The sequence below is a fragment of the Marinobacter daqiaonensis genome (assembly GCF_900115285.1).
In the GTDB taxonomy this organism is placed as follows: Bacteria; Pseudomonadota; Gammaproteobacteria; order Pseudomonadales; family Oleiphilaceae; genus Marinobacter; species Marinobacter daqiaonensis.
On sequence record NZ_FOYW01000001.1, the window covers coordinates 1,559,075 to 1,582,647 of the forward strand.

Sequence of the window (23,573 nt, forward strand, 5' to 3'; positions counted from 1 at the left end):
ACCGCCATCCCTGGCGGCGCCAGGGTTCAGTCCGTCTTTGTCAGAGCGTCGACAACGGCCGCCAGGGCCTCATCCGCCAGGGCCCGCATCTCGTCATCGGTACGGTCCTGTATGGGGTGAGCCACGAACACCATGGCAGGCTCAAAGCCAAGGGTCTTCGACTGGGCCGCGGCCGCCTGGATAAATTCCGTGGAGGCGACACCTACGCCCGGGATATTCCGACCTTCAAGGTCTGCGATGTCATGTGTACAACACGACGTGCAGGAGCCTCAGTCGGCCAGGCCTTCCACCACCAGGTCCACTTCACCGGCGATCTGCTGCTTCAGCTCGGTGGGGGCGACCCGGGTGAATGTGGGTTTGCGGTAGCGCTTGACGGTTACCTCCATGGCCGTCAGCCGTTCCTCGAGCCGGTCGAGGAACACATCGCCCCGGGGTTTGGAGATATCCAGCAACCCGACGGTTTTGCCCGCCAGGCTATCCGGCCGGGCCAGCCGGGCCCGAATTGCCGGTGACAGCTCGCCCGTTGGGTCGAGCATCACATTCGTCTGGGTCATACCTTTACCTCTCTGGTTACAGAAGTGGAGCCCACCGGGCCGGAAGCGGCCCAGCCGGCAATCACGGCGGAAAACAGGCCAGCCGTACCGCCAGCCCGCACAATCAGCAAACCGCCGGGGCGGAACTTGGAAACGGTCTTGTCCCGGAACTGCTCCGGGATACCCTCGGCAATACCACCGGCGCCGGCCACCATTTCCTCGCCCGGGAACTTCAGCAGGCTCTCCAGTTCCTCCAGCAGGCGGGCCTTGGACCAGCCCGCCTCAATGAATACCCGGCTGTGCTCCGGCGATACAACCAGTACCGCGTCACCTGCCATCGCCATCTTGGGATGGTCCACTGCCCGCAATGCCAGGGCAAAGGATTTCGCCAGGGACTCGGGATCGCGGGATTTCTGGTCGACGATGCCCTGAACACCCTCGGCGGCGAAGAGAGTGACCGCCGACCTGCCGGCGGCAATTCCACGCTCCTGGGCCAGGGGCATCCATTCGCTGTCTTCCGCCTCGGCAAAACAGAAGGTGTACTTTCCCGGCGTGCCCAGGGTGGCCCGGTCGATCTCGCCGGGGCGGCCACCGCCGACATTGCGGACGATCAGTTGCAGAGCCCGGCCAATGGTGGCATTGGCCCGGTTGCCCTGGCCCAGGGCATTGCCGCCGGAATTCATCCCGATGGCTTTCGTCACGGGGCCGTTGGCAATGATCATGGGGCCGGCAAACATGGTGGTACAGAGCAGGCCATGCAGACCGAACTCATCCGTCAGAGCCGCCTCCAGGGCTGCCAGCACCACCGGCATGTATTCGGGTTTGCACCCGGCCATGACGGCGTTGATGGCGACTTTCTCAACGGTACAGGGTGCCAGGTCGGGAGGCACCAGCCCCACTTCTTCCGCCGGATCCCGGTCGGTACCCTTGAGCATTCGCAACACCCGTTCCGGTGTCGGCGGCACCACGGGCAGGCCGTCACTCCAGCCACGCTCGTAACAGGCCTCGATCAGGTCGTCGGCATCGGTCTCGATGGATCTGGCGCCCAGGCGGGTATCGCCGAACTTCAGTTCGAGCTTTTCAGCCACCCCCGGCTCCAGGGTCTTCGAGCCACACCCCGGGCGCATCAGAGGCAGGTCGGCGCCAAGATCATCAAGGCCGGTCAGCCGCTGCCAGTCCTCCCGGTGCCAGCCGTAGGTGCGCTCCACCTCCTTACCGTTTTCCATGCGGATCAGCGTGGGCACGAACTCGGCGTTCAGGCGGAAAGAGTGTTCAAGGGAGTTATCGTAGTGGGAGTCCCTGACTTCCGAGCCGAAGCCGGGATCATCCTGGGAATAGACCGTCAACGGGCCGCTTCGCCGGTCGATGTCCGCCAGCAGGGGCTCGATCAGCTGACAGGTGGGGCAATCGCGCTTGGCGATGACGATCAGACCATGTGGCAATGCAGTCATAAGAGGATTCCGCCCGCTTTCCGGATCTTGTTTTCGATTCTGAGGGTAGGCTCAGAATAGCAGGCGTTCCGGAAAAATCGAGCATGCGCCCGAAAAACAGCATTCAAGGCCGGTGCCCATCCGGGCTATTCGGCCCTCTCCGAGTCCGCCCGCGTCCAGGTCGATGTGCGCCCGAACAGGGGAGCTCCCACATACCCTCTCAGGGACAGGGTATCCTGATCTTCCAGGGTGATTCTGGCGTTGTAGGTCTTGCCACTCTCCGGATCGTAGACCTTGCCGTCTTTCCAGGACTCACCGTCACCGGCGCCCTGCAGGCCCCAGACGATCTTCAGGCCTTCGATCGGACGGTCACGCAGTTCCGGCTCCGGGTTTTCGGCATCCGCGACCGGGTTGCCCTGGTCATCGGTGGGGTTCTCGAGCCAGACAATGCGACCGCACAGCTCGTCGCCGCAGGACTCGAGTTGAACCTGGGCGCTGTCGTCTTCGGTGTTCCACAGGCCACGGGGATCGGCGTAAGCTTCACGGACCGCCAGAAAAGAAAGGACAACCGCCGTCGCGGTCAGCAGGTTAAGCTTGGTTCGCATGGATCAGTACTCTCTTGTTGTTGTTATGCCGCGTTTCCGGCGCGGTACCTTGAAAGCATATCGGTACCGCGCCTCCCAGGCCAGAGCCTGTGCCATCAATCGTGAATAAACTCCCGGTAGAGAAGCTTACTGCAACGATGCCCTTACCACGGTGTTGGTGTCGGTACCAAACCAGAAGCTGCGGGTTTCCGGGTCGAACACCATGTGACGGACGGTGCCACCACCGCTGGGAACGGCTGCCGGATCGGAGAAACGTTCCGACTCAGGATCAAAGCCGATCAGCCGGTTGGGGCTGGGGCCGGTTTCCACGAACCAGGGCCGGCCCTGGTCATCCAGCGCCATGGCATAGGGATAGGCGTTCGGGCCGCCGGGCACGGGCCATTCCAGGATCTCCCCGCTGTTCGTGTCCAGGCGCCCGAGAAAACCTCCGGAGTAGTCCACGTACCACAGGATTCCCTTATCGGTGATATCGAGCCGCCTGGGACGGGCGTCATCCCTTGGCAGGCGAATTTCCCGAAGCTGGCCTTCCCGGTCCACCGTAGCCAGCCTGTTGGTACCGAACAGGGTTGCCCAGGGACGATCGTCGGGGCCCACCACCAGGCCATAGGGCCTCGCCGACTCGCTCTTGACCGGATACATGCGGAAATCGTATTCGTCCACTTCCAGCCTGCCGATCCGGTTGCCGGCCTGCTCGGTAAACCAGATGTCGCCGTTGCTGTCGAACGCCATGGTATGAACATCCCTCGGGCCGTCCCCTTCCAGCCTGAACTTGCGGGTGTTGCCGCTGTCCGGGTCAATCAGGCCGATATGGCCATCCAGATTCCCGGCGTAGAAGGCACCGCGCTCATCGGCAATCACATTATGGGGCCCGGTCCCCGGATCAAGCCGGTAGCGCTTGAGACCGCCGGTTTCCGGGTTCAGGGTCGCCACATAATCGCCGGCCTGACCCACGAACCAGACGCTATTGCCCGCCGGGCCGACGAAGGGATCCCGGGGGCGGGTGTTCTCCCAAGGGACCTTCCACTCCTTGAGGCCTGGTTTTGCCGGAGCGTCCGCATGGACCGGGGTTGATGCCAGGGCCAGCAGCAGAGCGGCAAGGAGTGGGTAGAGAGACTTCATGACGGTGCTCCTTGAACAGGGTTCGGCGTTGCAGGTCCACTATAGTACGACAGTTCTGCCTCAGGACAGGATCATGGCAACCATGAAGGGAATGTAAACCAGTGCGAACAGGGTACTGAGCAGTGCGGTGCCCGCCGCCTGCCGGGGAGCGGTATCCAGCAGGGTGGCAATGACCACCGTATTGGCGGCGATCGGCGTGATGGAGATCAGGAAGATGGCCTTGTGAACCGCCGCGTCGTAGATACCCAGGACGGTGGCATCCAGCCACCAGAGCCCCAGAGCCACCAGCGGCCAGACCAGGAATTTGCCGGCGAAGGCCAGGGCGGTGAAGCGGACATTGCCCGCCAGGCCCCGGAAACTGAGAATCCCCATGCCGATGATCATCATGCCGAGGATGCTGTAGGCACCACGCAGGTTGTCAAACAGGGGTGTCAGAACCTCCGGAATGTGGAGGCCGGACAGATTGAGCAGCACCGCCAGCAGGAAGGCGTAAACAGACGGCAGCCGTGCTACCCGCACCAGCGCATCGCGGATACTGTATCGCCCTCGTGCGGCCAGGTAAAAGCCCACGGAATTCTCGAACAGGGTGGTACCCAGCATGCAGACGATGTACAGCGCCAGCCCCTCTTCACCGAAAAGCAGCAGCGCCACCGGGATGCCGAAGTAGCCGGTGTTGCCGGTGCCCACCGCCAGCGGAATGATGCTGGCACTGCCATCATGGAGAAGCCGCCGCGCCAGCCAGAGGTGGGCCACACCGATCAGTGAACACAGGGCGAAGGTCAGGAATGGCAGCAGGATCACTTCCGGCGTCAGCGGCGCCGCCATCACCCCGGCAAAGACCACCGAGGGGGTGACGATGTAGAGCATGATGCCGGCTATGTGCCGGCCGCTGGCTTCCAGGTAACGCCCCGCTATCCAGCCCAGGATAACGGTGATGTAGAGCGGCAGAAGCTTGTACAGAAAGGCAAAGGCGGCGGTCATGGCGTCTCCTGGTTGCGCGCCATTGTACCTTCACCCGTCCTTTACAGACACCGGCGGGTCAACCCTTCGTGTTGTCTCCGTCGCGGGCGGCCTTGAGCTGTCGCAGTTCTTCTTCAGCGGCCCGTCGTGCGGCCCGTTCCTTCATCAGTTGCACTGCACTGTTGGAGAGCTTGCCGTAGATCTCCAGGATGGCCTGCACCATCACGGCGGAACCACCGCTGAGGGTCTTGTCGGCCTCATCAGCGGCTTCTTCAATGGAATGGCCGGTTCTGATGGAGAAGGTCATCATGGCCATACGCCGGTCGGATTCCAGAATATGAAACGCCAGCCACCGGGTCAGGAAGTCGAACATATCCGGCAGAGTGTGGGTATCGCCCTGTTGCCGACGGGCTTCGTAGTGACGGATCTGCTCAAAGAAATGCTCGTGGCCTTTATGGTGGTTGGCCTCAATGCTGCTACCGGCAAAGAACTGCTTCCAGATGGCCTCTTCGGAACGGAAGTGGTAGCTGGCGTAATCCAGTAACTCCTGCAGGATTTCACCAGCCTGCAGTTCGTCGTCCTCCGCGGAGAGGTGCCAGGCAAGCCGGTTGAGTATTTCCACCAGCTTCTGGTGCTGAACGTCGATCTGCTCAATGCCGGTCTCGAACTGGCTGTTCCAGGGAAACAGCTCGAAGTCCGGCTGGCTGCTGTGGGGACCAGACATGACACCCCCTCTTATCCAGTGGGAACGTTCAATTTAACAGGGCACATCAAGTGCCTCCTTGAGATCGGACAAGTACCACGCCGGGTGGCGATGCAATTGTGGCAATGACCTGAGGACCTTTTCCCACTATTGGTGCCGCCTGGAGCCGAAGCAACCCAGAGGACTCTGGATGACTTATGTCATTTAACAAATATTCTGAATAATGGAATAATGATTACCTGTCCAAAAGCAGGGTGATGTCCACTATGAGCAGCTATTCAGAACGGATCGGGCCCAATCTTCCGGCTTCATCGCCGTGCCTCCTGGACTCACTTGAGCCGGAGATTCTGCCGCGACCGGAGCCGGCGCCCTCATTGGCTTTATTAAACGGATTGAGCCGGGTATTCGGAATCCGCTTTGACAGCGAGCGGGGCGACACGCCCGAAGCCCGTTTTCTTAAGGAACTGGCCCAATTGTTCCAGCCGCGCCGGGTAGAGGCGGAAGCCACCCTGGAAGCCCACGACAGACCCTGGGGACAGGTCTATCTGATACAGTATGGAGTCATGCGCCTTTATCGCGAGGCACCAACCGGTCGGATCGCCATCCACCACTTCTTTTCCGAGGGCGACCTGGTATGGCCGGTGTTCGGCCGGACCCGCACCAAGCGCAACACCCTGTGCCTGACGGCCGTCACCAATTGCACCGTGTGGACGGCGAATTTTTCGGCCTTTCGGGCAGCGGTCAGCAGCCGCGGTGAGGACACCTGGGCGCGCTTTGCCCTGTCCCTCATCGAGGAACTGGCGGAACTCACCAGCATGCGGGAATTCCGCAAGCAGACCATGCCGGCGAAGGAACGCTACCACCTGATGCTGGAAGAGTATCCTGAACTGGTGAAACGTGTACCGGACAATCAGCTGGCCGCCTGGCTGGGTGTGGTGCCGGCGACGTTTTCCCGTCTCAAGAACGGGAAAACGAATTAACCAGAATGAACGTGTTCAGGCTCTCTTACGCTGGAGGTGGGTCCGGAGGCGTCCAGGGTATTTTCTTCACCGGCATTCACGGTACCTCCTGTACCGGCCTGCCTCCGCGCCATCCATGGCGCTGTTGCGAAAATACCCTGGACGCCTCCGGACCTTCGAACTTCTTGCCGTCCGAACGTCGGTATCGCAAACAGGGGTTCTCGTTATTTGCGTACAGGTGTACGCTCAATACCCTGATACTCTTGTTCTGAGCCAGTCATAATCAGCGGGCAAAGCCCCAGGGACGACAATTTCTGATGACCACAGCGGAATCCAGCGCCATCTCGGGCCACGCGCGTATTGAAGAATGGTTGAACAGTATCACCCACGGACTCGGCGCACTCCTGAGTGTGGCGGGCACCATTGCCCTGATCGTCGGCGCCGGTCAACTGGGCGATGCCTGGAAGATCGTGAGTTTCAGCATCTTCGGTGCCTCACTGATCCTGCTATACCTGGCATCCGCGCTTTATCACGGCAGCCGCACCCCTCGCCTAAGGGCCGCCTTCAAGACCCTGGACCATTGTGCCATCTTCCTGTTGATTGCCGGCACCTATACGCCGTTCCTTCTGGTGAACATGCGGGGGACCGTGGGCTGGACCCTGTTCTCCATAATCTGGTCACTGGCGTTTACCGGGGTCGTGCTGAAGGCGATCTTCGGGCACCGCTTCAGGCTGGCGCGGGTAGGCATCTATCTGGGCATGGGCTGGCTGATCGTCTTCGCCTCTGCAGATCTGATGAACAACCTGAGCGAACCCGCACTCCATCTGACCATCGCCGGCGGCCTGGTGTATACGGTGGGCGTGATTTTCTACCTGATGGACCGGATCCCCTATATGCACGCCATCTGGCACCTGTTCGTGATTGGCGGAAGTGCCTGTCACTTCGCCGCCATCTACTACGGCGTACTGCCCTACGCGGTGCAGGTGTAAGGCACGAAGCTCACCGGCACTGTTATCCGGCTGGCACAGAACCACCAGTGTTTTTTTGATGGGCAATACAAAACCATTCCATTCATTCTGGCTCTTCTTCCCGGCGGCCGCGATCTGGGCGGCCCTCGTCGTTCCCTTATCCCTTTACGCAGCGCTTTCTGGTTCCGGCTGGCCGCCCGGTCTGCTGGGGGCCGGTCACGGCCATGAACTGATCTTCGGCTTTGCCCTGGCCCTGATTGCCGGTTACACCCTCGGGCCTCAGCCCTGGCGCATTCTTGCCCCGCTTTTCCTGCTCTGGCTCAGCGCCCGATTAGGCTGGATGTTCGCTCCGGAAAACACAGTCGCACAGCTCCTCAGCCCGGCTTATGCCCTGTTGCTTGCCCGCCACGTTGTGCCGCGGTTCCAGGCCGCCAAGAAGTGGCGAAACAAGGTCGCGGGGCCCCTGATCCTGGTCCTGTGCCTGTTATCCGTGGTTTTCTGGTTTGCCAACACCACGTGGCCATTTCCACCGATGCCAGGCAGCCGTCGCATCATGGTGGCCGCGATCATTGGCCTGTTACTGCTCATGACCTTCATGGGCGGCAGGATCATCGCTCCGGCAGTGGCGGGAACTCTGGAAAAAAGGGGGGTTCCCCTCGAAGCAAGGGTGCAACCACGTATCGAGGGCACTCTCCTGGTATGCCTTCTACTGGCAATGTTCCTGTCGCTCGCGCCGTCCGCGGATATCGGGACTGGCGCTGTGCTGATGGTCTCAGCGGCGCTGATAATGATCCGGTCCATTCGCTGGAAGCTGTGGCATTGCGGGCACCGGCCGGACTTGCTGGTTCTGTCGGCCGGTTATCTCTGGCTCGCCATCGGTGCGGGCATGACAGGCCTTTCCTTTGTCGGTGGAACCGATCCGCTGCCCTCACTCCACGTGGTCACCATCGGCGCGCTTGGTACCCTGTCCGCCAGTGTGATGCTGCGCCTGGGCTGGCAGCGGGCACGTCGCTCTTTTCCACCATCCTGGCAGGTTCTCGCCATCGCCATCGCCGTGGCAGCGGCAGCCATGCTTCGGCTATCGGCGGGGCCCACACCTTTTGCTCACCCCGAGGCGCTCTGGACGTCCGCCCTCCTCTGGTCTTCCACCTACGTACTGGTCGCAATACAGCTTATCGGCCTGTTTCGACACAGGCCGGCCCCCCGGAAATGATTGGCTACCTCCACTGCGCCGAACGTTAAAAGATGTACTCACTTAGAAATACAACCATTGCATCCGCTTGATTATAAAGGACTTTAAAGCCAGTCTCGCCCACCCGGAACAGAGCGTAAATCCGACTCCCATCATCCCGCAAATGTCCTTGATAAACATCAGGAATGAACTGCCCCCCTACTTTGCAAAATGGTCCCGAAATGTCCGGGGCTGCGGCTCACGCAGTGCAGGACGTATTAACCGAGGGAGTCAAAACCATGGCCAAAACAAACGCCGACATCGAACACTGGGATGTCGAAAACGAAGATTTCTGGGAACGGAAAGGCAAGCGCATTGCCACCCGCAACCTCTGGATTTCCATTCCCAGCCTGTTGATGGGTTTCGCGGTCTGGCTGATGTGGGGAATGATCACCACCCAGATGAAGAACCTGGGCTTTCCCTTCACAATTGATCAGCTGTTCACTCTGAGCGCCATCGCCGGCCTGTCGGGTGCCACCCTGCGGATCCCCGCCTCGTTCATGATCAAGATCGCCGGCGGTCGCAATACGGTGTTCCTGACCACCGCCTTGCTGATGATTCCGGCGGCGGGAACCGGCATCGCCCTGATGAACCCGGATACACCGTTCATTGTTTTCCAGGCACTGGCCCTGCTATCCGGCATCGGCGGCGGCAACTTCGCCTGCTCCATGAGCAACATCAGCACCTTCTACCCCAAGAGCAAACAGGGCTATGGCCTGGGCATGAACGCGGGCCTTGGCAACTTCGGGGTAACCACCATGCAGGTGGTGATTCCCCTGGTGATGACTGTCGGCATTTTCGGCGCCATCGCCGGTGATCCCATGCAGCTGCAAAGCCCCAGCGGGACCCTGATCGGCCGTATTGAGGCGGGGACTGACACCTGGATCCAGAATGCCGGCTTTATCTGGCTGGTCTTCCTGATCCCCCTGGCGATCGCCAGCTGGTTCGGCATGAACAACCTGAAGGTTGTGACCCCCAACCCCGGCCACCCGCTGTCGGCCTTCGGCAGAATCCTTGGCCTTTATGGCGTTGGCCTGCTGACATCCATTGCCGGTGTCTGGGCTCTGCAGGTGCTGAACATGTGGCTGGCGCTGCCGCTTACCATCATCATCACCCTGGCCCTGCTTCGGCTGATCCCGGGTGACATCAGGCCGAACATCAAGAATCAGTTCGCCATTTTCAGTAACAAGCACACCTGGGCGATGACGGTACTGTACATTCTTACCTTCGGCTCCTTCATCGGGTTTTCTGCCGCGCTGCCACTGTCGATCAGCGTCATCTTCGGCAACATGATGGAAGCAGGCGCGGACGGGACCTTCGTTCGAGTCGTCAATCCGGATGGACCCAGTGCTCTCACCTGGTCATGGATCGGACCCTTCGTGGGCGCCCTGATCCGGCCCGTGGGTGGCTGGATCTCAGACAAGGTTGGCGGTGCCATCGTTACCCAGATCATCTCGGTCGTGATGGTGGTAGCTTCTGTGGCCACCGGCTACGTCATGATGCTGGCCTACAACAGCACTGACCCGAACGCCTACTTCGCGCCCTTCCTGACCCTGTTCGTCATCATGTTCGCCGCCAGCGGTATAGGTAACGGTTCCACCTTCCGCAGCATCGGCTTTATCTTCAACCAGCAGCAGAAGGGACCCGTTCTGGGCTGGACCTCTGCGGTCGCCGCTTACGGCGCCTTCATCGCCCCACGGGTCATGGGTCAGGAGATCCAGGCGGGCACACCGGAAATCGCCATGTACGGTTTTGCCGTCTTCTATGCGGTCTGCCTGGTGGTGAACTGGTGGTTCTACCTGCGCAAGAACGCCTACATCAAGAATCCGTAAATCCTGCTCATCCAGCGAGGCCTCCTACGGGAGGCCTTTTTTGTGCTTTGTCTTTCGGGGGCTGGGACAGGGGCGGTACCCCCTGTTCTCAGACAATGGCCCGAGACGCCTGGCCCCGAATAATGAACTCGATCACAGTATCGCAGGGGAATAGCCTGAAAATATCTGCTTGAGTAATTCTCTTGGCAAGGAGCCACACGTCATGGAATGTCCTTCAATCACCAACCTCAGACTCAACAAGCGCGATATCGAGACACTGGAACAACCCCGGAAGAAGATCCGCAACATGGACTGGATCTCTTTGGTTATGGCCACTAGCGTCTCGGCCGGTTAATTCGCTGACCTACTGAGCCCCTGAAAGCCTTGAGAGCAAGGCGCGGTGTCGAAGGTTTGGTGGTTCCAAATCGAGGCGCCGCAACACAGCTCTCAAGGCTTTCAGGGGCTCCCGGAGGGCTTGCCGCTGGCGACTCTGGACCTGTGTTGTCAGCCCTTGATGTGGAACCACCACACCTGCGGACTGACGCCTTGGCCAGAGTCGCCAGCGGCAAGCAATAGGTCAGCGAATTAACCGGCCGAGACACTAGCGTACTGAACAATATTTTCACCAAAAACAATATCGTCGGCGCTTCGTATAACGTTTCCACGTTCGAATGGCGGGGTTTTGCCAATGCAATGGCACATATTCCGTCGGTAAAACGGGGGCTTCGTCCAAAGAGCGGCCGGCCTTCGGGCAATGGATGTCGCGATCACCTATCAGCAGAAACAGTTCTGGAAAGCAGTATACGAAGGATGTGAAGTGGAGGAGGTTTTGTGACTGCCTTTAGAACTTCGCTTCTACCAGGCCTTATGGTATTGGCCATCCCGGTATTCGCCGACAGCTCCTACCACGCCCACTTCCTGCGCACTTTCGCTGATTATGGCAAGTCAGTCGAACGTTGCCAGACTATTCGCGCCAATGCTGCCCCCCAGGCCAGGAGGTTATCGCACAGATAAAGGACAAGGATCCTGCTCGCTTACGGGTATTCCTGATATATCACGAGTTCGCCCGGCAGGACGAATGTGCCAGCGAGGAAACGGCGGCGATGCTTTATGCACTCGGCTCTCTCTCCCGCGCGGAAAATGTACCGGCCGAAACCCTGGAAGCCGTTGAAGCGCTTAGCGAGAATATGTTCAGTGGCGATCACCCGGCGATGGAAATGCGATACCGTGATCTTCCCTCCGACTTCATAAAAGAGCTGGAGAACATCACTTATTTCCACTCACCTTTCAGCGCATTTGAGGTAATGGAAAAGCTTGAAAGAGCGGACTGAAAGGAGGCTAGAATTCCCGAGCGCCGAACACAAAAAAACCGGCCAGGGTTGCCCCTGGCCGGTTTTTTTAGACAAAATCGTTGTCAGCTGACGGCAGGGCCAGCCTGCCGACGACGCTCCTCCTCTTCGATCTGAAGGTCCACGGAAGAAACATAGTACTCCTCCGAAAAGCCGCTTTCTGGCTCCTTCAGCCACATCACACACAGCAGCCAGCTGATAAAGGCACCGCCTGCGATGATGTAGAAAAACTGCGTTGGGGTGACAAAGGTGTAGATGGTGAGGTAGACCACCGCCCCGACGTTGCCGTAGGCCCCGGCCATACCTGAAATCTGGCCGGTCAGCCGGCGCTTGATGGAGGGAATGATGCCGAAGGTGGCGCCCTCGGCGCCCTGTACGAAGAAAGAGGTGAACACGGTAATCGCCACCGCGATAATCAAAGGCCAGTTTGAGTTCAGCAGGCCCATCAGAGCAAAGCCCACAGAGATACCGAACATATAGCTGAGCATGACAAAGCGGCGGTTACCCATACGGTCAGACACCAGTCCACCCATGGGGCGTGCAACCAGATTCACGAACGCGAAGGAAGCGGCGATCAGTCCGGCAGCGGTGGCGCTCAGACTCCAGGTTTCCTCAAAAAACATCGGAAGCATGGACACAACCGCCAGTTCGGCACCGAAATTGGCGAAATAGGTACTGTTAAGGGCGGCCACGCTGTTGAAAGGATACTTATCGTCCTCCGGCACCCCTTTTTTCAGGATGGGAATGTTGACCCGCAGGATCTGGACAATCTGGTAGCACACAATGGCGACGATAACACCGTAACAGACCAGTGCCCAGGTAGTGCTGAGGTACCCCATGACCTGGATACGCCAAACCAGGATACCCAGAACCCCCACCAGGGGAATGGTCCACAGGATCAGCTTGATCATGTCACCCCAGGAGCTGACTTCCAGGGCTACCGCCTTGCGGGGCTTGCGGTGCACAGTTCCCTCTGGGCCGTCGGTCATGGCAAACCAGTAGTAGACCCCGTAGCCGGCCATCACGATGGCGCTCTGGGCGATGGCCCAGCGCCACCCGTCTTCACCACCATACATGTGCAGTGCGATGGTGGGCAGGGTGATGGCGGCGGCGGCCGAGCCGAAATTGCCCCAGCCGGCGTAGAACCCCTCGGCAAAGCCAATGTCCTTGGGCTTGAACCACAGGGCGGTCATGTGAATACCCACCACGAAGCTGGCACCGATGGAACTCAGAACCAGGCGGCTGACCAGCAACTGGGTCATGGTGTTACCGAAGGCGAAAACCAGTGCGGGAATGGCCATCACCACCATAAGCACCGAGAACACCCGGCGGGGACCAAACCGGTCCAGGGCCATGCCCACCACGATGCGGGCGGGGATGGTCAGAGCCACGTTGCAGATGGCGAACAGGCGCAGGTCATCCGCCGTCAGCCAGTTCACGCTCTTGAGCATGCTCGACGCCAGTGGCGCCATATTGAACCAGACATAAAAGGTAATGAAGAAAGCAATCCAGGTCAGGTGTAACGCCCTGATTTCCGGATTGCGGACGCGGAATACGTCAGCGACTTTCATGGCAGCCTCCTCGGGCTATCAGCAAACATGGGGCCGCATTTTCAGCGGCTGGGAAGAATCAGGAGCGGGCACTGGACCCGGCGTGCAAGGAACGAACTCACACTGCCGAAGGTCATGTAATCCAGCTCATCAACGAAGTAGGTCAGGGAGCGGGCGATGAATCCGCCATCCGGCTCGTTGCTGTGGCGGGCGATCACCAGCATGTCCGGCTGAAATTTCTTCTCGGTGGCGTAGAGGAGCATCTTGCGGGCATCCCCTTCGAGCAGCAGGCTTTCGGAGACTATTCCCTCGCTCTCGCACACCTCCAGCGCCTCCTTGAGGTGCTGCTTGAGATCCGCTATCTCCTGCTGGAACAGATCCTCATTTCCCGACGTGATATCGCGGGGATTCTCGGCAACCGCCACCAGCGCCAGCTCGGGCTTGAGGTCGCGGAACATGGTGATGGTCTGGGCAAGGGCAAGCTTTGCGTTCCTTGATCCATCGTAGGCAAGCATGATTTTCATGGCGGACTCCAGGTAACTGAGGTTCATATATGCGACCATTACCCCATACCCGATGAACCCCATAATTGACTGAAATCAAAGGATCTTTCCCATACCCCAACAGAGGAATGGCAAGCTACCACCGTTCCTGACCACTCTATCGGGCAGGTACCCCTGTTGCGCCACGGAGAGTACCTCCAATGCGCCGCCAGCCCGTGCAGGCTTCTGATAGGCTTGTCCGGAAAGGACTATTGGCAGGCAGAGACCCTGCCTGGCCGGACAGATTTCCGAGATGACGAGGGAGCCCCCATGACCTCCATTGCCTCCAGGGCAGAACAGAACAGAGCACTGGGCCTGTCGACCCTTGCCTTCACCCTGTGCTTTGCCGCCTGGACAATTTTTTCCATCATCGGAATCAGCATCCGTCAGGAGTTCGGGCTGTCGGACACCCAGCTGGGCTTGCTGATGGCCACCCCCATTCTGACCGGCTCCGTCAGCCGGCTGTTTCTCGGCCTGTGGACGGACCGGTTCGGAGGCCGCTGGCTGTTTGGCACCCTGATGCTGACCACCGCGGCGTTCGTGTACCTGCTGACCTATGCCGTTTCCTATCAGATGCTGCTGCTGACAGCCCTGGGAATGGGGTTCGCCGGCGGGGCTTTCATGGTTGGTATTGCCTATACGGCAACCTGGCTGGAGCCGGAACGTCAGGGCAGAGCCTTCGGCATTTTTGGGGCCGGCAATGTGGGCGCCGCAGTCACTCATCTGGGCGCGCCCTTTCTGCTGGTTTCCATGAGCTGGGAAGATACGGCGAGGGTTTATGCGGCAGTGCTGGCGATCATGGGGGTGCTGTTCATCCTGCTCGCCAGGGAAAACCCGGCGGGTCGGTCCCGGACCGGAACCCTGCCGTTTATTGAGCAGATGTCGCCAGTAAAGGACCTGAGGGTGTGGCATTTCGCGCTTTACTATTTTTTCGTGTTCGGTGCCTTTGTGGCCCTTGCGCTGTGGCTTCCGTATTACCTCGTCGGGGTTTATGGGCTGGATATGACAACCGCAGGTCTGATCGCCGCGTTCTACAGCATTCCGGCCTCGCTGCTCCGCATCCTGGGAAGCCGTGTATCGGATCGCTATGGGGCCCGCCGGGTCATGTACTGGACCTTTATCGCATCGGTTATCTGTACGTTTCTGCTGAGTTATCCGCCGACGGCGTACGTGGTGCACGGCATCGACGGCGACGTGCGTTTCGTTCTTGAAGTGGGGCTGATTCCCTTCGTGGTGCTGATGTTCGTCCTCGGGTTCTTCATGTCACTGGGTAAGGCTGCGGTCTACAAGCACATCCCGGTGTACTACCCGGGGGATGTGGCCGCCGTCGGCGGGGTAGTCGGCATGATTGGCGGGCTGGGCGGTTTCTTTCTTCTCCTTGCCTTTGGAATACTCACCGACCTCACCGGCGTCTGGCAAAGCAGCTTCATGATGCTATTTGCGATTGCATCTGCCGCACTGCTCTGGATGCACCATGCCATCCGCAAGGCGGAGCGGAATGAGTGGGCCAATCACCAGACCAGGACCGACCTCCCGGAGCTGGCCTCTCCACAACTGTTTCATCCGCAAAAAAAACCTCCGGAGCGCAATGCCAACATGGCGGACAAAAACAGCTATCACCATTCCTGACCGGCCGGGGGAAGCGGAAGCGTTTTCGGTATACTGGAGGTTCAGAAATCGACAGGAGAGCAAAGCGTGGCACGGTGGCTGGTGAAAACAGAACCGGATGAATGAAGTCCACAACGGCGCTGCAGAGCATGCCACTGGTACGCAAGGGCAACCGCCTGTCAGTCATGCCGGTGGACGATGCCGAGTGGCAGACCATCCGTGGTCTGTGTGAACAGTAAAGGTGCGAGCTCAGAACAGAACGGGCTTGGCCATGGCCAGATGGAAAATGGCGGTAATCTGAACCAGCGCAAGGACGGCAGCCAGTACCCGCCAGTGCCGGGCCACCGTCTGCCTCATGGCGAACACGCCCGCCACGATGTAACCGATCAGCAAAAGGATCTTCAGCGTTATCCAGCCGTGAACGAAAGGCATCCAGGGGGTGACGAACAGCAGGCCGATGGCAGCAGCCAGAAGGATGGTGTCGTTGGCATGGGGGATCCAGCGCAGAGGCGTCCGGCGCCAGCCTGGCCGCCCGACCAGGTCAAGCAGCAGCCTCAGGGCGAAAAGCACCACCGTCAGATAGGCTGTGGTCATGTGAAGGTGCTTGAGCAGTACGTAAGCCATGGTTTTCAGTCCTTTTTGCATCAGCGTGACGGCGGCATTGTACGTCAATCACCGCGCAAATACCTCCACACGGGTATGGTGTGACGCCTCCCCCTGACGCTAAGATACACTTCAAATATATTTTTATCGGAGGTCAGCCATGCAGGCCACACCCACATCCCATCAGGAGACATCCGCCAGCATGGGCCAGCTGTTCAGCTACCCGTTCAGGATATTCTTCCTCTCCATGACCGTGCTCGCCTTGCTCGCCATCCCCCTTTGGGTGATGCAGCTGACGGGCATGACGCAGCTGCCACTGGCACTGCCCGGGCTGTTCTGGCACCAGCACGAGATGCTGTTCGGCTTTCTCTCGGCAGCCATTGCGGGCTTCCTTCTGACAGCCGTGTGCGTCTGGACCGGTACCGAACGCACCCACGGACTCAGGCTGCTCCTGCTGTGGGGCGTATGGCTTGCCGGCCGGCTGCTTCTGGCTACCGGTGAGGGCCTGCCCGGGTGGCTGGTCCAGGGCATTAATCTGGCGTTCCTGCCCCTGGTTATGCTGGATGCCGGTTGGCGAATCTGGCATGCCCGGCAGAAGCGTCAGTTCATGATCCTGATGGTGCTGGGGCTGCTCTGGCTGATGCAGGTCGGATTCGTGCTAAGGCTGGACCCGCTATACGCCAAGGGCGCCCTGATCATGGCCATGGCCCTGATCAGCATCATCGGCGGCCGTATCACGCCCGCATTCTCGACAGGCTGGCTGCGTCAGCGGGGACTGGAGTCAGACCGGATCCGCATGGTACCCGCGCTGGACCTGGCGAACCTCGCTGCACTGGTATTGCTGCTGGCTTCGTTTCTGGCAGGGCCGGATATCGCCACTGCGGCACTCGCCCTGCTGGCAGCTGCGCTGATGCTGGTCAGGCTCTATAACTGGAAGGGCTGGCTGGTTCGCCGGGAACCCCTGCTCTGGATCCTGCACCTGTCCATTCTGTGGGTACCGGTTTCGCTGCTGTTGCTGGCGGGCAGCCTGCTCGCCGGCTGGCCCACCTCGGCATGGAGCCACGCGGCCGGAACCGGTGCCGTCGGCGGGCTGATCCTGGGTGTGATCGCCCGGGTGTCCCTGGGCCATACCGGGCGGCCACTGATCCTGCCCAAAGGCATGGTTCTGGCCTTTGTCGCCATTCACCTGGCGGCGGCGGTACGCGTCGTTACAACCTTCGATCTGCTGCCCTGGCACGCCGGGGTGCTGGTCAGCGGCCTGCTCTGGGCTACGGCGTACGCGGTCTTCCTGGCAAGGTACACCGGCATCCTGGCAAGCCCCCGCGCTGACGGCAAACCCGGATGATCCAAATACTTTTTTGTTAACCTGTCACAACTCATCATGACTTTCCGGAGCCCGCTATACCGGGCTCCGGAGGTTACCCGAGCAACCAGCAGTCAAAAAACTACAACCATCGGTCAATAGCTTTTTCCTGAGTAAACGGTAAAGTGTAAGGTACATGCAAAAACGGAACTACCCTCAACCATGAAGCCAGACCATTTTGACAAAGCCGACCTGATCGAATGCGGACATGGTCGCCTGTTCGAGGGCGACATGCGCCTGCCGCTCGATGAGATGCTGATGCTGGACCGCATCATCCACATCAACGACACAGACGGTGCCTACGGCAAGGGCAGCCTTGTCGCGGAACTGGACATTGACCCGGACCTCTGGTTCTTCAAGGTTCATTTCGAAGGGGACCCGGTAATGCCCGGATGTCTGGGGCTGGACGCCATGTGGCAGCTGGTGGGTTTTTTCCTTGCCTGGTCCGGTGGTCAGGGCAAGGGCCGGGCGCTCGGCGCCGGCGAGGTGAAATTCTTCGGCCAGGTACTCCCCGAAAACAAGCTGGTCCGCTATCATCTTGATATCAAAAGAATGGTCAAGCGCAAGCTGACCATGGCCATTGCCGATGCCCGGATGGAAGTGGACGGTCGTGAGATCTACACTGCCAAAGACCTTCGGGTTGGCCTTTTCACTTCAACCGATAATTTCTAGGAGCCCGGACCATGCGTCGAGTCGTCATCACCGGGATGGGAATAGTCTCAAGCCTCGGTAACAACAAAGAGGAAGTCACGCAGTCTCTGCGTGATGTGAAGCCCGGCATTCGTTTCAGCCAGGAAGCCAAGGACGCCGGTCTGCGCAGCCATGTCTGCGGAGACATCGATCTGGACTACAAGGAACTGATCGATCGCAAACTGCTTCGCTTCATGTGTCCGGCTTCAGCCTACGCCTACCTGTCCATGAAGGAAGCCATCGAGCAGTCCGGTCTGACCGACGAGCAGATCAAGGCCGACAGCACCGGTATCATCATGGGCACCGGTGGCGCTTCAACTGTCGAGCTGATGGACTCCATCGACACCCACCGTGATCGCGGCATCCGTCGCGTCGGTCCCTATCGGGTTCCGCGCACCATGGGCAGCGCTATCAACGCTTCCCTGTCCACCGCCTACGGCATCCGGGGCGTGAACTACAGCATCACTTCAGCCTGCGCCACCAGTGCACACTGCATCGGCCACTCCGCTGACCTGATCGCCATGGGCCGCCAGGACATCATGTTCGCCGGCGGCGGCGAAGACGTCCACTGGAGCCTGAGCCTGCTGTTCGATGCCATGGGCGCCCTGTCCACCAAGTACAACGACACGCCGGAAACGGCATCCCGCACCTACGATGCCAATCGCGACGGCTTCGTGATCGCCGGCGGTGGCGGTGTCGTGATCCTGGAAGAACTGGAACACGCCAAGGCCCGCGGCGCCAACATCATTGCGGAACTGGTCGGCTTCGGCGCCACTTCCGATGGCGCGGACATGGTTGCCCCGAGTGGCGAAGGCGCCGTGCGCTGCATGCAGCAGGCGCTGAAAAATGTCGACGGCGAGCTGTCCTACATCAACACCCACGGCACCTCAACCCCGGCCGGTGACGTCACCGAGCTGAAGGCCATCAAGCAGGTGTTCGGTGACAAGATCCCGCCGCTGGGGTCCACCAAGCCGCTGACCGGTCACTCCCTGGGCGCCGCCGGCGTGCATGAAGCCATCTATACCCTGCTGATGCAGCAGAACGACTTCATCACCCCGTCCGCCAATATCGAGACTCTCGATGAAGGCGCTGAAGGTTACCCGATCATTCGCGAGCTGCAGAATACACCGACCGAGTTGGTCATGAGTAACAGCTTCGGGTTTGGTGGGACCAACGCTTCTCTGGTGTTCAGAAAGTACAAGGGCTGATCCTTGGCCTAAGCGCCTGGCAGCTTTCTGGCTTGGTGCCAGGAGCGCCAGGCCGGGATTGTTTTTCCGGACACGCCCCGCAAGTACATCCCTGTAGGGCTCGACGAATGCCATCCCTGGCATTCGACGGTCCGGAAAAACAACCCCAACCTACCGCTCTCGAACTTTGTCGATATATCAGCAAACCCTATCCCTTGAGATAAAGCACTGCCGTCAGAGTTCCAAACCTAGCGCTATCGAATAGCTAGAGGGGCAGATGAGCCGGGGGAACTTTTCTGGACCGTCGAAAACCAGGGACGGTTTTCGTCGAGATCTATGACCGCCAAGGATGGCGGAAATGCCGGTTTTGCAGGAGAAAAAACCGGCCAGGGACGTACTCGCGGGCGTGTCCAGAAAAGTTTCACCGGTTCAGCTGGCCCTGCCCCCAAAATTCAGGTCAAAGCCATGTATAAACGGCAGCGTCAACAGGCTGCCCGAAATTCCGCCGGCGACTTACCCATCCAGCGCTTGAACGCCCGACTGAACGCACTCAGCTCGGAAAACCCCAGCAGCTCCGCCACCTCCGACAGGGTCCGGTTCCGGTCCCGCAGGTATTTCAGCGCCTGCTCACGCCGGACATCCTCCAGCAGACCGGCAAAGGTCAGGTTTTCCTCCTTGAGTTTCTTGTACAGGGTGTGACGGCTCATATTCAGTTCCGCCGCCACGGTTTCCACCTTCACCTTGCCCCGGGCGAGCTGCCGCGCAATCAAAGGCCGAACCTGACGACTGAAGGCGATGGAGGGCAGAAGCCGGGTCTGGATCAGCTGCCAGAGGCGCTGCATCTGCGAGGGCGACAGCCGGGTCTGGGGCTCCGCGAGCTCCTCTGCTGACAGTCCCGCATAACGGGCCAGCTCCCCCCGGGAGAATCCGGAGGACTGAAGATATTGCATCATGGCGACGACAAGCGCCCCCAAAGCATCCGACCTCATGGGCTGGAAACCTCGCTTCGTTTCGGTTGAGTTCCTGATATTTTTGAGCGCACAGATGTTAGCTCAAAATTTATCGCATTAACATTGAGGCGGGTCAATGCTTTCTGCCCGTCAGGGCGGCAAACTCCCGCCGAACCTGTAACAGCCGGATGCCCTACCCATGCCCACGCCCGAACTGCTTGCCCCTGCCGGCACTCTCGACCACCTCAGGACCGCATTCGCCTACGGCGCCGACGCCGTGTATGCGGGGCAGCCCAGATACTCGCTGAGAGTGCGCAACAACAGTTTCAAGGATGTGACAGCCCTGGCCGAGGGTATAGCCGAGGCTCACAGACAGAACAAGGCGTTCTACCTGGTATCCAATATCGCCCCGCACAACGACAAGGTACGCAGCTACCTCCGTGACCTGGCTCCGATCCTCGAGCTGAAGCCCGATGCCCTGATCATGTCGGACCCGGGGCTGATCATGCTGGTCCGGGAAACCTGGCCGGACCAGCCGATTCATCTCTCTGTACAGGCCAATGCCGTCAACTGGGCTACCGTGGAATTCTGGCGCCGACAGGGCATCAGCCGGGTCATCCTGTCCCGGGAGCTGGCCCTCAGCGAAATCCGGGACATTCGCGAGCACGTGCCCGAGATGGAGCTGGAAGTCTTCGTTCATGGCGCCCTGTGTATGGCTTACTCAGGCCGCTGCCTGCTGTCGGGCTACATGAACCACCGGGACGCAAACCAGGGCGCCTGCACCAATGCCTGCCGCTGGAACTATCGTCCGGTGGCGCACCAGCATGATCACACCGGCGACCTGATCGCCAGCAGCTGTGGGACCGGGACAAACACTGAAGAGCCAAAGGAAATCCTGCTGGAGGAACCCAACCGGCCCGGGAGTTTCATACCCGCCTACGAGGACGAGCACGGCACCTACATCATGAATTCCCGCGACCTCCGGGCTGTGCAGCATGTGGCGGAACTCTGCAGAGTGGGGGTCCACTCCCTGAAGATCGAAGGCCGTACCAAGAGCACCTATTACGTCGCCCGCACCACTCAGGTATACCGCCAGGCCATTGATGACGCCATGGCCGGAAGGAAGTTCGACATGGGCCTCATGGATCAGCTGGAGGCGCTGTCCAATCGCGGCTACACGGAGGGCTTCCTGCGCCGGCACCTGCCCCAGGAATACCAGAGCTACGAGCAGGGCTCGTCCTTTCTTGGCACCCAGCAGGTGGTCGGCTCGGTGGTGGATCGCTCCGACCGCTGGCTCACCATTGACGTGAAGAACCGCTTTGCGCCGGGGGATCAGCTGGAACTGCTGACAACCAGTGGCAACCTTCGCTTTATCGCCGAACGCATCGAATCCGCGGACGGCAGGCCCATGGGCCTGGCTCCCGGTAGCGGATACGTCGTTCGCATTCCCCGTCCGGACCAGACTCCCGGGGATCTCTCTCACAGCTTCCTGACCAGGGTTGATCATCCCTGAGCTTCGACTCCGGAATCAGCCACATATCGCCGCGGTTGTCGCCCTGATAGCCGCCACTTTAGTGCCCCACCCCTTGATTGGGGTATAATCCAGCCAGTCACGAAATAATACCTGACTAAAATACTCTGATATTGTACAATCACTCGTCATAAGCATGATGGTGAGGCTCCAGCCAGAGCACTATTTCCGACGCGGAATGGCTGACCTGTCATCCAACAATCGATTGCGGGGCGTACTCAACGGAAGAGCGACCACCGCAACAGCCGAGTCGAAATACCGCCTCCCGGGCCGGACCCGGTCGAAGGCAACACCAATGGGCCAGGTGCCCACGATGAGAGAATTACGGAGCGACGATCATGGCGACCACCGATAAAGAGGTGAAAGAGCTGATCAAACGGGAATACGAACACGGCTTTGTGACTGAAATCGAAGCCGATACGTTCGAGCCCGGACTGAACGAAGATGTTATCCGCCGCCTGTCAGCGATCAAGCAGGAGCCGGAGTTCATGCTCGAGTGGCGTCTGAAGGCCTATCGTCGCTGGCTGGAGATGGAAGAGCCCGACTGGGCCCACGTGGGTTACCCCAAGATCGACTATAACTCGATCTCCTACTACTCCGCGCCCAAGCGCAAGGAAGACATGCCCCAGAGCCTGGACGAAGTTGATCCGGAGCTGCTGAAGACCTACGAAAAGCTGGGCATTCCCCTCCACGAGCGGGAGAAACTGGCCGGTGTCGCCGTGGATGCGGTGTTTGACTCCGTCTCCGTGGCCACCACCTTCAAGGAGCCACTGGCCAAGGCCGGTGTTATCTTCTGCTCGATTTCCGAGGCGGTTCGTGATTACCCGGAACTGGTCCAGAAGTACCTGGGCTCTGTGGTACCCGCTGGTGACAACTTTTTCGCCGGCCTGAATGCTGCGGCCTTCTCCGATGGCACTTTCGTATACGTGCCCAAGGGCGTGCGCTGCCCCATGGAGCTGTCCACCTATTTCCGCATCAATGCGGCCAACACCGGCCAGTTCGAGCGCACCCTGATCATTGCCGATGAAGGCTCCTACGTCAGCTACCTGGAAGGCTGCACCGCCCCCATGCGGGACGAGAACCAGCTTCACGCGGCGGTGGTCGAACTGGTGGCGATGGACGATGCCCAGATCAAGTATTCCACGGTCCAGAACTGGTATCCCGGTGACGAGGAAGGCAAGGGTGGCATTTTCAACTTTGTGACCAAACGGGGCACATGCCTCGGCAGGAATTCGAAGATTTCCTGGACCCAGGTGGAGACCGGCTCTGCGGTCACCTGGAAATACCCCAGCTGCATCCTGCGGGGTGATAACAGCGTGGGTGAGTTCTATTCGGTGGCGCTGACCAACAACTACCAGCAGGCGGATACCGGCACCAAGATGATTCATCTGGGCAAGAACACCTCCAGCACGATCATCTCCAAGGGCATTTCCGCCGGCCGCAGCTCAAATGCCTATCGCGGCCTGGTGAAGTTCCAGCCCGGCGCCGAGGGGGCCCGTAACTTTACCCAGTGTGACTCACTGCTGATCGGCGATCAGTGCGGGGCCCACACCTTCCCCTACATCGAGAGCCGGAACAAGTCGGCCATCGTGGAGCATGAGGCGACCACGTCCAAGGTTTCCGATGAGCAGATGTTCCTGTGCCGGCAGCGGGGAATCGACCCGGAGCAGGCGGTGTCCATGATCGTGAACGGCTTCTGCAAGGAAGTGTTCAAGGAGCTGCCGATGGAGTTTGCCGTGGAGGCCGGGAAGTTGCTTGAGGTTAGCCTTGAGGGGTCTGTTGGCTGATCGGTTTGACCTTATTGTCTGCTGGCTTGGGTGAAAGGCCAGCACTCGGGTGGGACTTTCCGGGACACGCCGTGAATCCATCCGTGGAGGCTCT

Annotated in this window: 23 protein-coding genes; 13 read left to right on the forward strand and 10 right to left on the reverse strand. The window is 59.8% G+C overall.

Annotated features, from left to right (window positions below):
* Positions 1 to 26: 26 nt before the first annotated feature.
* The 6 genes from BM346_RS18385 to BM346_RS07205 all read right to left on the reverse strand — a co-directional run bounded on the left by BM346_RS18385 (position 27) and on the right by BM346_RS07205 (position 5,371).
* Positions 27 to 554, reverse strand: coding sequence for a UGSC family (seleno)protein (locus tag BM346_RS18385; RefSeq protein WP_320083004.1), 528 nt, complete (start codon positions 552 to 554; stop codon positions 27 to 29).
* The gene (locus BM346_RS07185; protein WP_092010190.1) at positions 551 to 1,984 is read right to left on the reverse strand and encodes a thioredoxin family protein; all 1,434 of its coding nucleotides are present in this window, start codon (positions 1,982 to 1,984) and stop codon (positions 551 to 553) included. Before BM346_RS07185 ends, BM346_RS18385 begins: the two co-directional genes overlap by 4 nt.
* Positions 1,985 to 2,109: 125 nt before the next feature.
* Positions 2,110 to 2,568, reverse strand: coding sequence for a DUF2147 domain-containing protein (locus BM346_RS07190; RefSeq protein WP_092010192.1), 459 nt, complete (start codon positions 2,566 to 2,568; stop codon positions 2,110 to 2,112).
* 126 nt (positions 2,569 to 2,694) lie between these two features.
* On the reverse strand, positions 2,695 to 3,687 hold the full coding sequence (locus BM346_RS07195; RefSeq protein WP_092010194.1) for a Vgb family protein: 993 nt from the start codon (positions 3,685 to 3,687) through the stop codon (positions 2,695 to 2,697).
* 60 nt (positions 3,688 to 3,747) lie between these two features.
* Positions 3,748 to 4,668 (reverse strand): AEC family transporter, encoded by a 921-nt coding sequence (locus BM346_RS07200; protein WP_092010196.1) that lies wholly within the window; start codon positions 4,666 to 4,668, stop codon positions 3,748 to 3,750.
* 58 nt (positions 4,669 to 4,726) lie between these two features.
* A complete protein-coding gene (locus BM346_RS07205) occupies positions 4,727 to 5,371 on the reverse strand; it encodes a bacteriohemerythrin (RefSeq protein ID WP_092010198.1) in 645 nt (214 codons plus the stop codon).
* 245 nt (positions 5,372 to 5,616) lie between these two features.
* On the opposite strand from BM346_RS07205, the gene BM346_RS07210 reads away from it, so the two are divergent.
* The 6 genes from BM346_RS07210 (at position 5,617) to BM346_RS07230 (ending at position 11,650) form a co-directional block, all read left to right on the forward strand.
* The gene (locus tag BM346_RS07210; protein ID WP_092010200.1) at positions 5,617 to 6,330 is read left to right on the forward strand and encodes a Crp/Fnr family transcriptional regulator; all 714 of its coding nucleotides are present in this window, start codon (positions 5,617 to 5,619) and stop codon (positions 6,328 to 6,330) included.
* Positions 6,331 to 6,626: 296 nt separating this feature from the next.
* Complete coding sequence (gene trhA / locus BM346_RS07215; protein ID WP_092010202.1) at positions 6,627 to 7,298, forward strand: PAQR family membrane homeostasis protein TrhA; 672 nt, start codon at positions 6,627 to 6,629, stop codon at positions 7,296 to 7,298.
* 58 nt (positions 7,299 to 7,356) lie between these two features.
* The gene (locus BM346_RS07220) at positions 7,357 to 8,490 is read left to right on the forward strand and encodes an NnrS family protein (RefSeq protein WP_092010204.1); all 1,134 of its coding nucleotides are present in this window, start codon (positions 7,357 to 7,359) and stop codon (positions 8,488 to 8,490) included.
* Positions 8,491 to 8,747: 257 nt separating this feature from the next.
* The gene (locus tag BM346_RS07225) at positions 8,748 to 10,340 is read left to right on the forward strand and encodes an MFS transporter (RefSeq protein WP_092010206.1); all 1,593 of its coding nucleotides are present in this window, start codon (positions 8,748 to 8,750) and stop codon (positions 10,338 to 10,340) included.
* Between the two features lie 202 nt (positions 10,341 to 10,542).
* Positions 10,543 to 10,674: a hypothetical protein gene (locus BM346_RS18345; RefSeq protein WP_265013560.1), complete on the forward strand. Its 132-nt coding sequence runs from the start codon at positions 10,543 to 10,545 to the stop codon at positions 10,672 to 10,674.
* 748 nt (positions 10,675 to 11,422) lie between these two features.
* Positions 11,423 to 11,650, forward strand: coding sequence for a hypothetical protein (locus tag BM346_RS07230; protein WP_092010208.1), 228 nt, complete (start codon positions 11,423 to 11,425; stop codon positions 11,648 to 11,650).
* A gap of 83 nt (positions 11,651 to 11,733) precedes the next feature.
* On the opposite strand, the gene BM346_RS07235 is transcribed toward BM346_RS07230, so the two are convergent.
* Together BM346_RS07235 and BM346_RS07240 are read right to left on the reverse strand one after the other, a co-directional pair.
* Positions 11,734 to 13,239, reverse strand: a complete 1,506-nt coding sequence (locus BM346_RS07235) for an MFS transporter (RefSeq protein ID WP_092010210.1) — start codon at positions 13,237 to 13,239, stop codon at positions 11,734 to 11,736.
* Between the two features lie 41 nt (positions 13,240 to 13,280).
* A complete protein-coding gene (locus tag BM346_RS07240; protein ID WP_092013430.1) occupies positions 13,281 to 13,742 on the reverse strand; it encodes a universal stress protein in 462 nt (153 codons plus the stop codon).
* A gap of 288 nt (positions 13,743 to 14,030) precedes the next feature.
* Here BM346_RS07240 and BM346_RS07245 point away from each other — a divergent pair, with 288 nt between their 5' ends.
* Both BM346_RS07245 and BM346_RS07250 read left to right on the forward strand, forming a co-directional pair.
* Positions 14,031 to 15,389, forward strand: a complete 1,359-nt coding sequence (locus BM346_RS07245; protein WP_092010212.1) for an MFS transporter — start codon at positions 14,031 to 14,033, stop codon at positions 15,387 to 15,389.
* Between the two features lie 101 nt (positions 15,390 to 15,490).
* On the forward strand, positions 15,491 to 15,607 hold the full coding sequence (locus BM346_RS07250) for an EVE domain-containing protein (RefSeq protein ID WP_092010213.1): 117 nt from the start codon (positions 15,491 to 15,493) through the stop codon (positions 15,605 to 15,607).
* Between the two features lie 10 nt (positions 15,608 to 15,617).
* Here BM346_RS07250 and BM346_RS07255 read toward each other — a convergent pair whose 3' ends face one another.
* Complete coding sequence (locus BM346_RS07255; RefSeq protein WP_092010215.1) at positions 15,618 to 15,992, reverse strand: SirB2 family protein; 375 nt, start codon at positions 15,990 to 15,992, stop codon at positions 15,618 to 15,620.
* Between the two features lie 139 nt (positions 15,993 to 16,131).
* On the opposite strand from BM346_RS07255, the gene BM346_RS07260 reads away from it, so the two are divergent.
* The 3 genes from BM346_RS07260 (at position 16,132) to fabB (ending at position 19,232) form a co-directional block, all read left to right on the forward strand.
* On the forward strand, positions 16,132 to 17,316 hold the full coding sequence (locus BM346_RS07260; protein ID WP_092010217.1) for an NnrS family protein: 1,185 nt from the start codon (positions 16,132 to 16,134) through the stop codon (positions 17,314 to 17,316).
* 180 nt (positions 17,317 to 17,496) lie between these two features.
* On the forward strand, positions 17,497 to 18,006 hold the full coding sequence (gene fabA, locus BM346_RS07265) for a bifunctional 3-hydroxydecanoyl-ACP dehydratase/trans-2-decenoyl-ACP isomerase (RefSeq protein ID WP_092010219.1): 510 nt from the start codon (positions 17,497 to 17,499) through the stop codon (positions 18,004 to 18,006).
* Positions 18,007 to 18,017: 11 nt separating this feature from the next.
* Complete coding sequence (gene fabB, locus BM346_RS07270; protein ID WP_092010221.1) at positions 18,018 to 19,232, forward strand: beta-ketoacyl-ACP synthase I; 1,215 nt, start codon at positions 18,018 to 18,020, stop codon at positions 19,230 to 19,232.
* Positions 19,233 to 19,693: 461 nt separating this feature from the next.
* On the opposite strand, the gene BM346_RS07275 is transcribed toward fabB, so the two are convergent.
* Complete coding sequence (locus BM346_RS07275) at positions 19,694 to 20,053, reverse strand: helix-turn-helix transcriptional regulator (RefSeq protein WP_092013433.1); 360 nt, start codon at positions 20,051 to 20,053, stop codon at positions 19,694 to 19,696.
* Positions 20,054 to 20,360: 307 nt separating this feature from the next.
* Between BM346_RS07275 and trhP the strand changes: the two genes are divergently transcribed.
* Both trhP and sufB read left to right on the forward strand, forming a co-directional pair.
* The gene (gene trhP / locus BM346_RS07280) at positions 20,361 to 21,674 is read left to right on the forward strand and encodes a prephenate-dependent tRNA uridine(34) hydroxylase TrhP (protein ID WP_092010223.1); all 1,314 of its coding nucleotides are present in this window, start codon (positions 20,361 to 20,363) and stop codon (positions 21,672 to 21,674) included.
* A gap of 356 nt (positions 21,675 to 22,030) precedes the next feature.
* On the forward strand, positions 22,031 to 23,479 hold the full coding sequence (gene sufB / locus BM346_RS07285; protein ID WP_092010225.1) for a Fe-S cluster assembly protein SufB: 1,449 nt from the start codon (positions 22,031 to 22,033) through the stop codon (positions 23,477 to 23,479).
* The last annotated feature ends 94 nt before the right edge of the window (positions 23,480 to 23,573 follow it).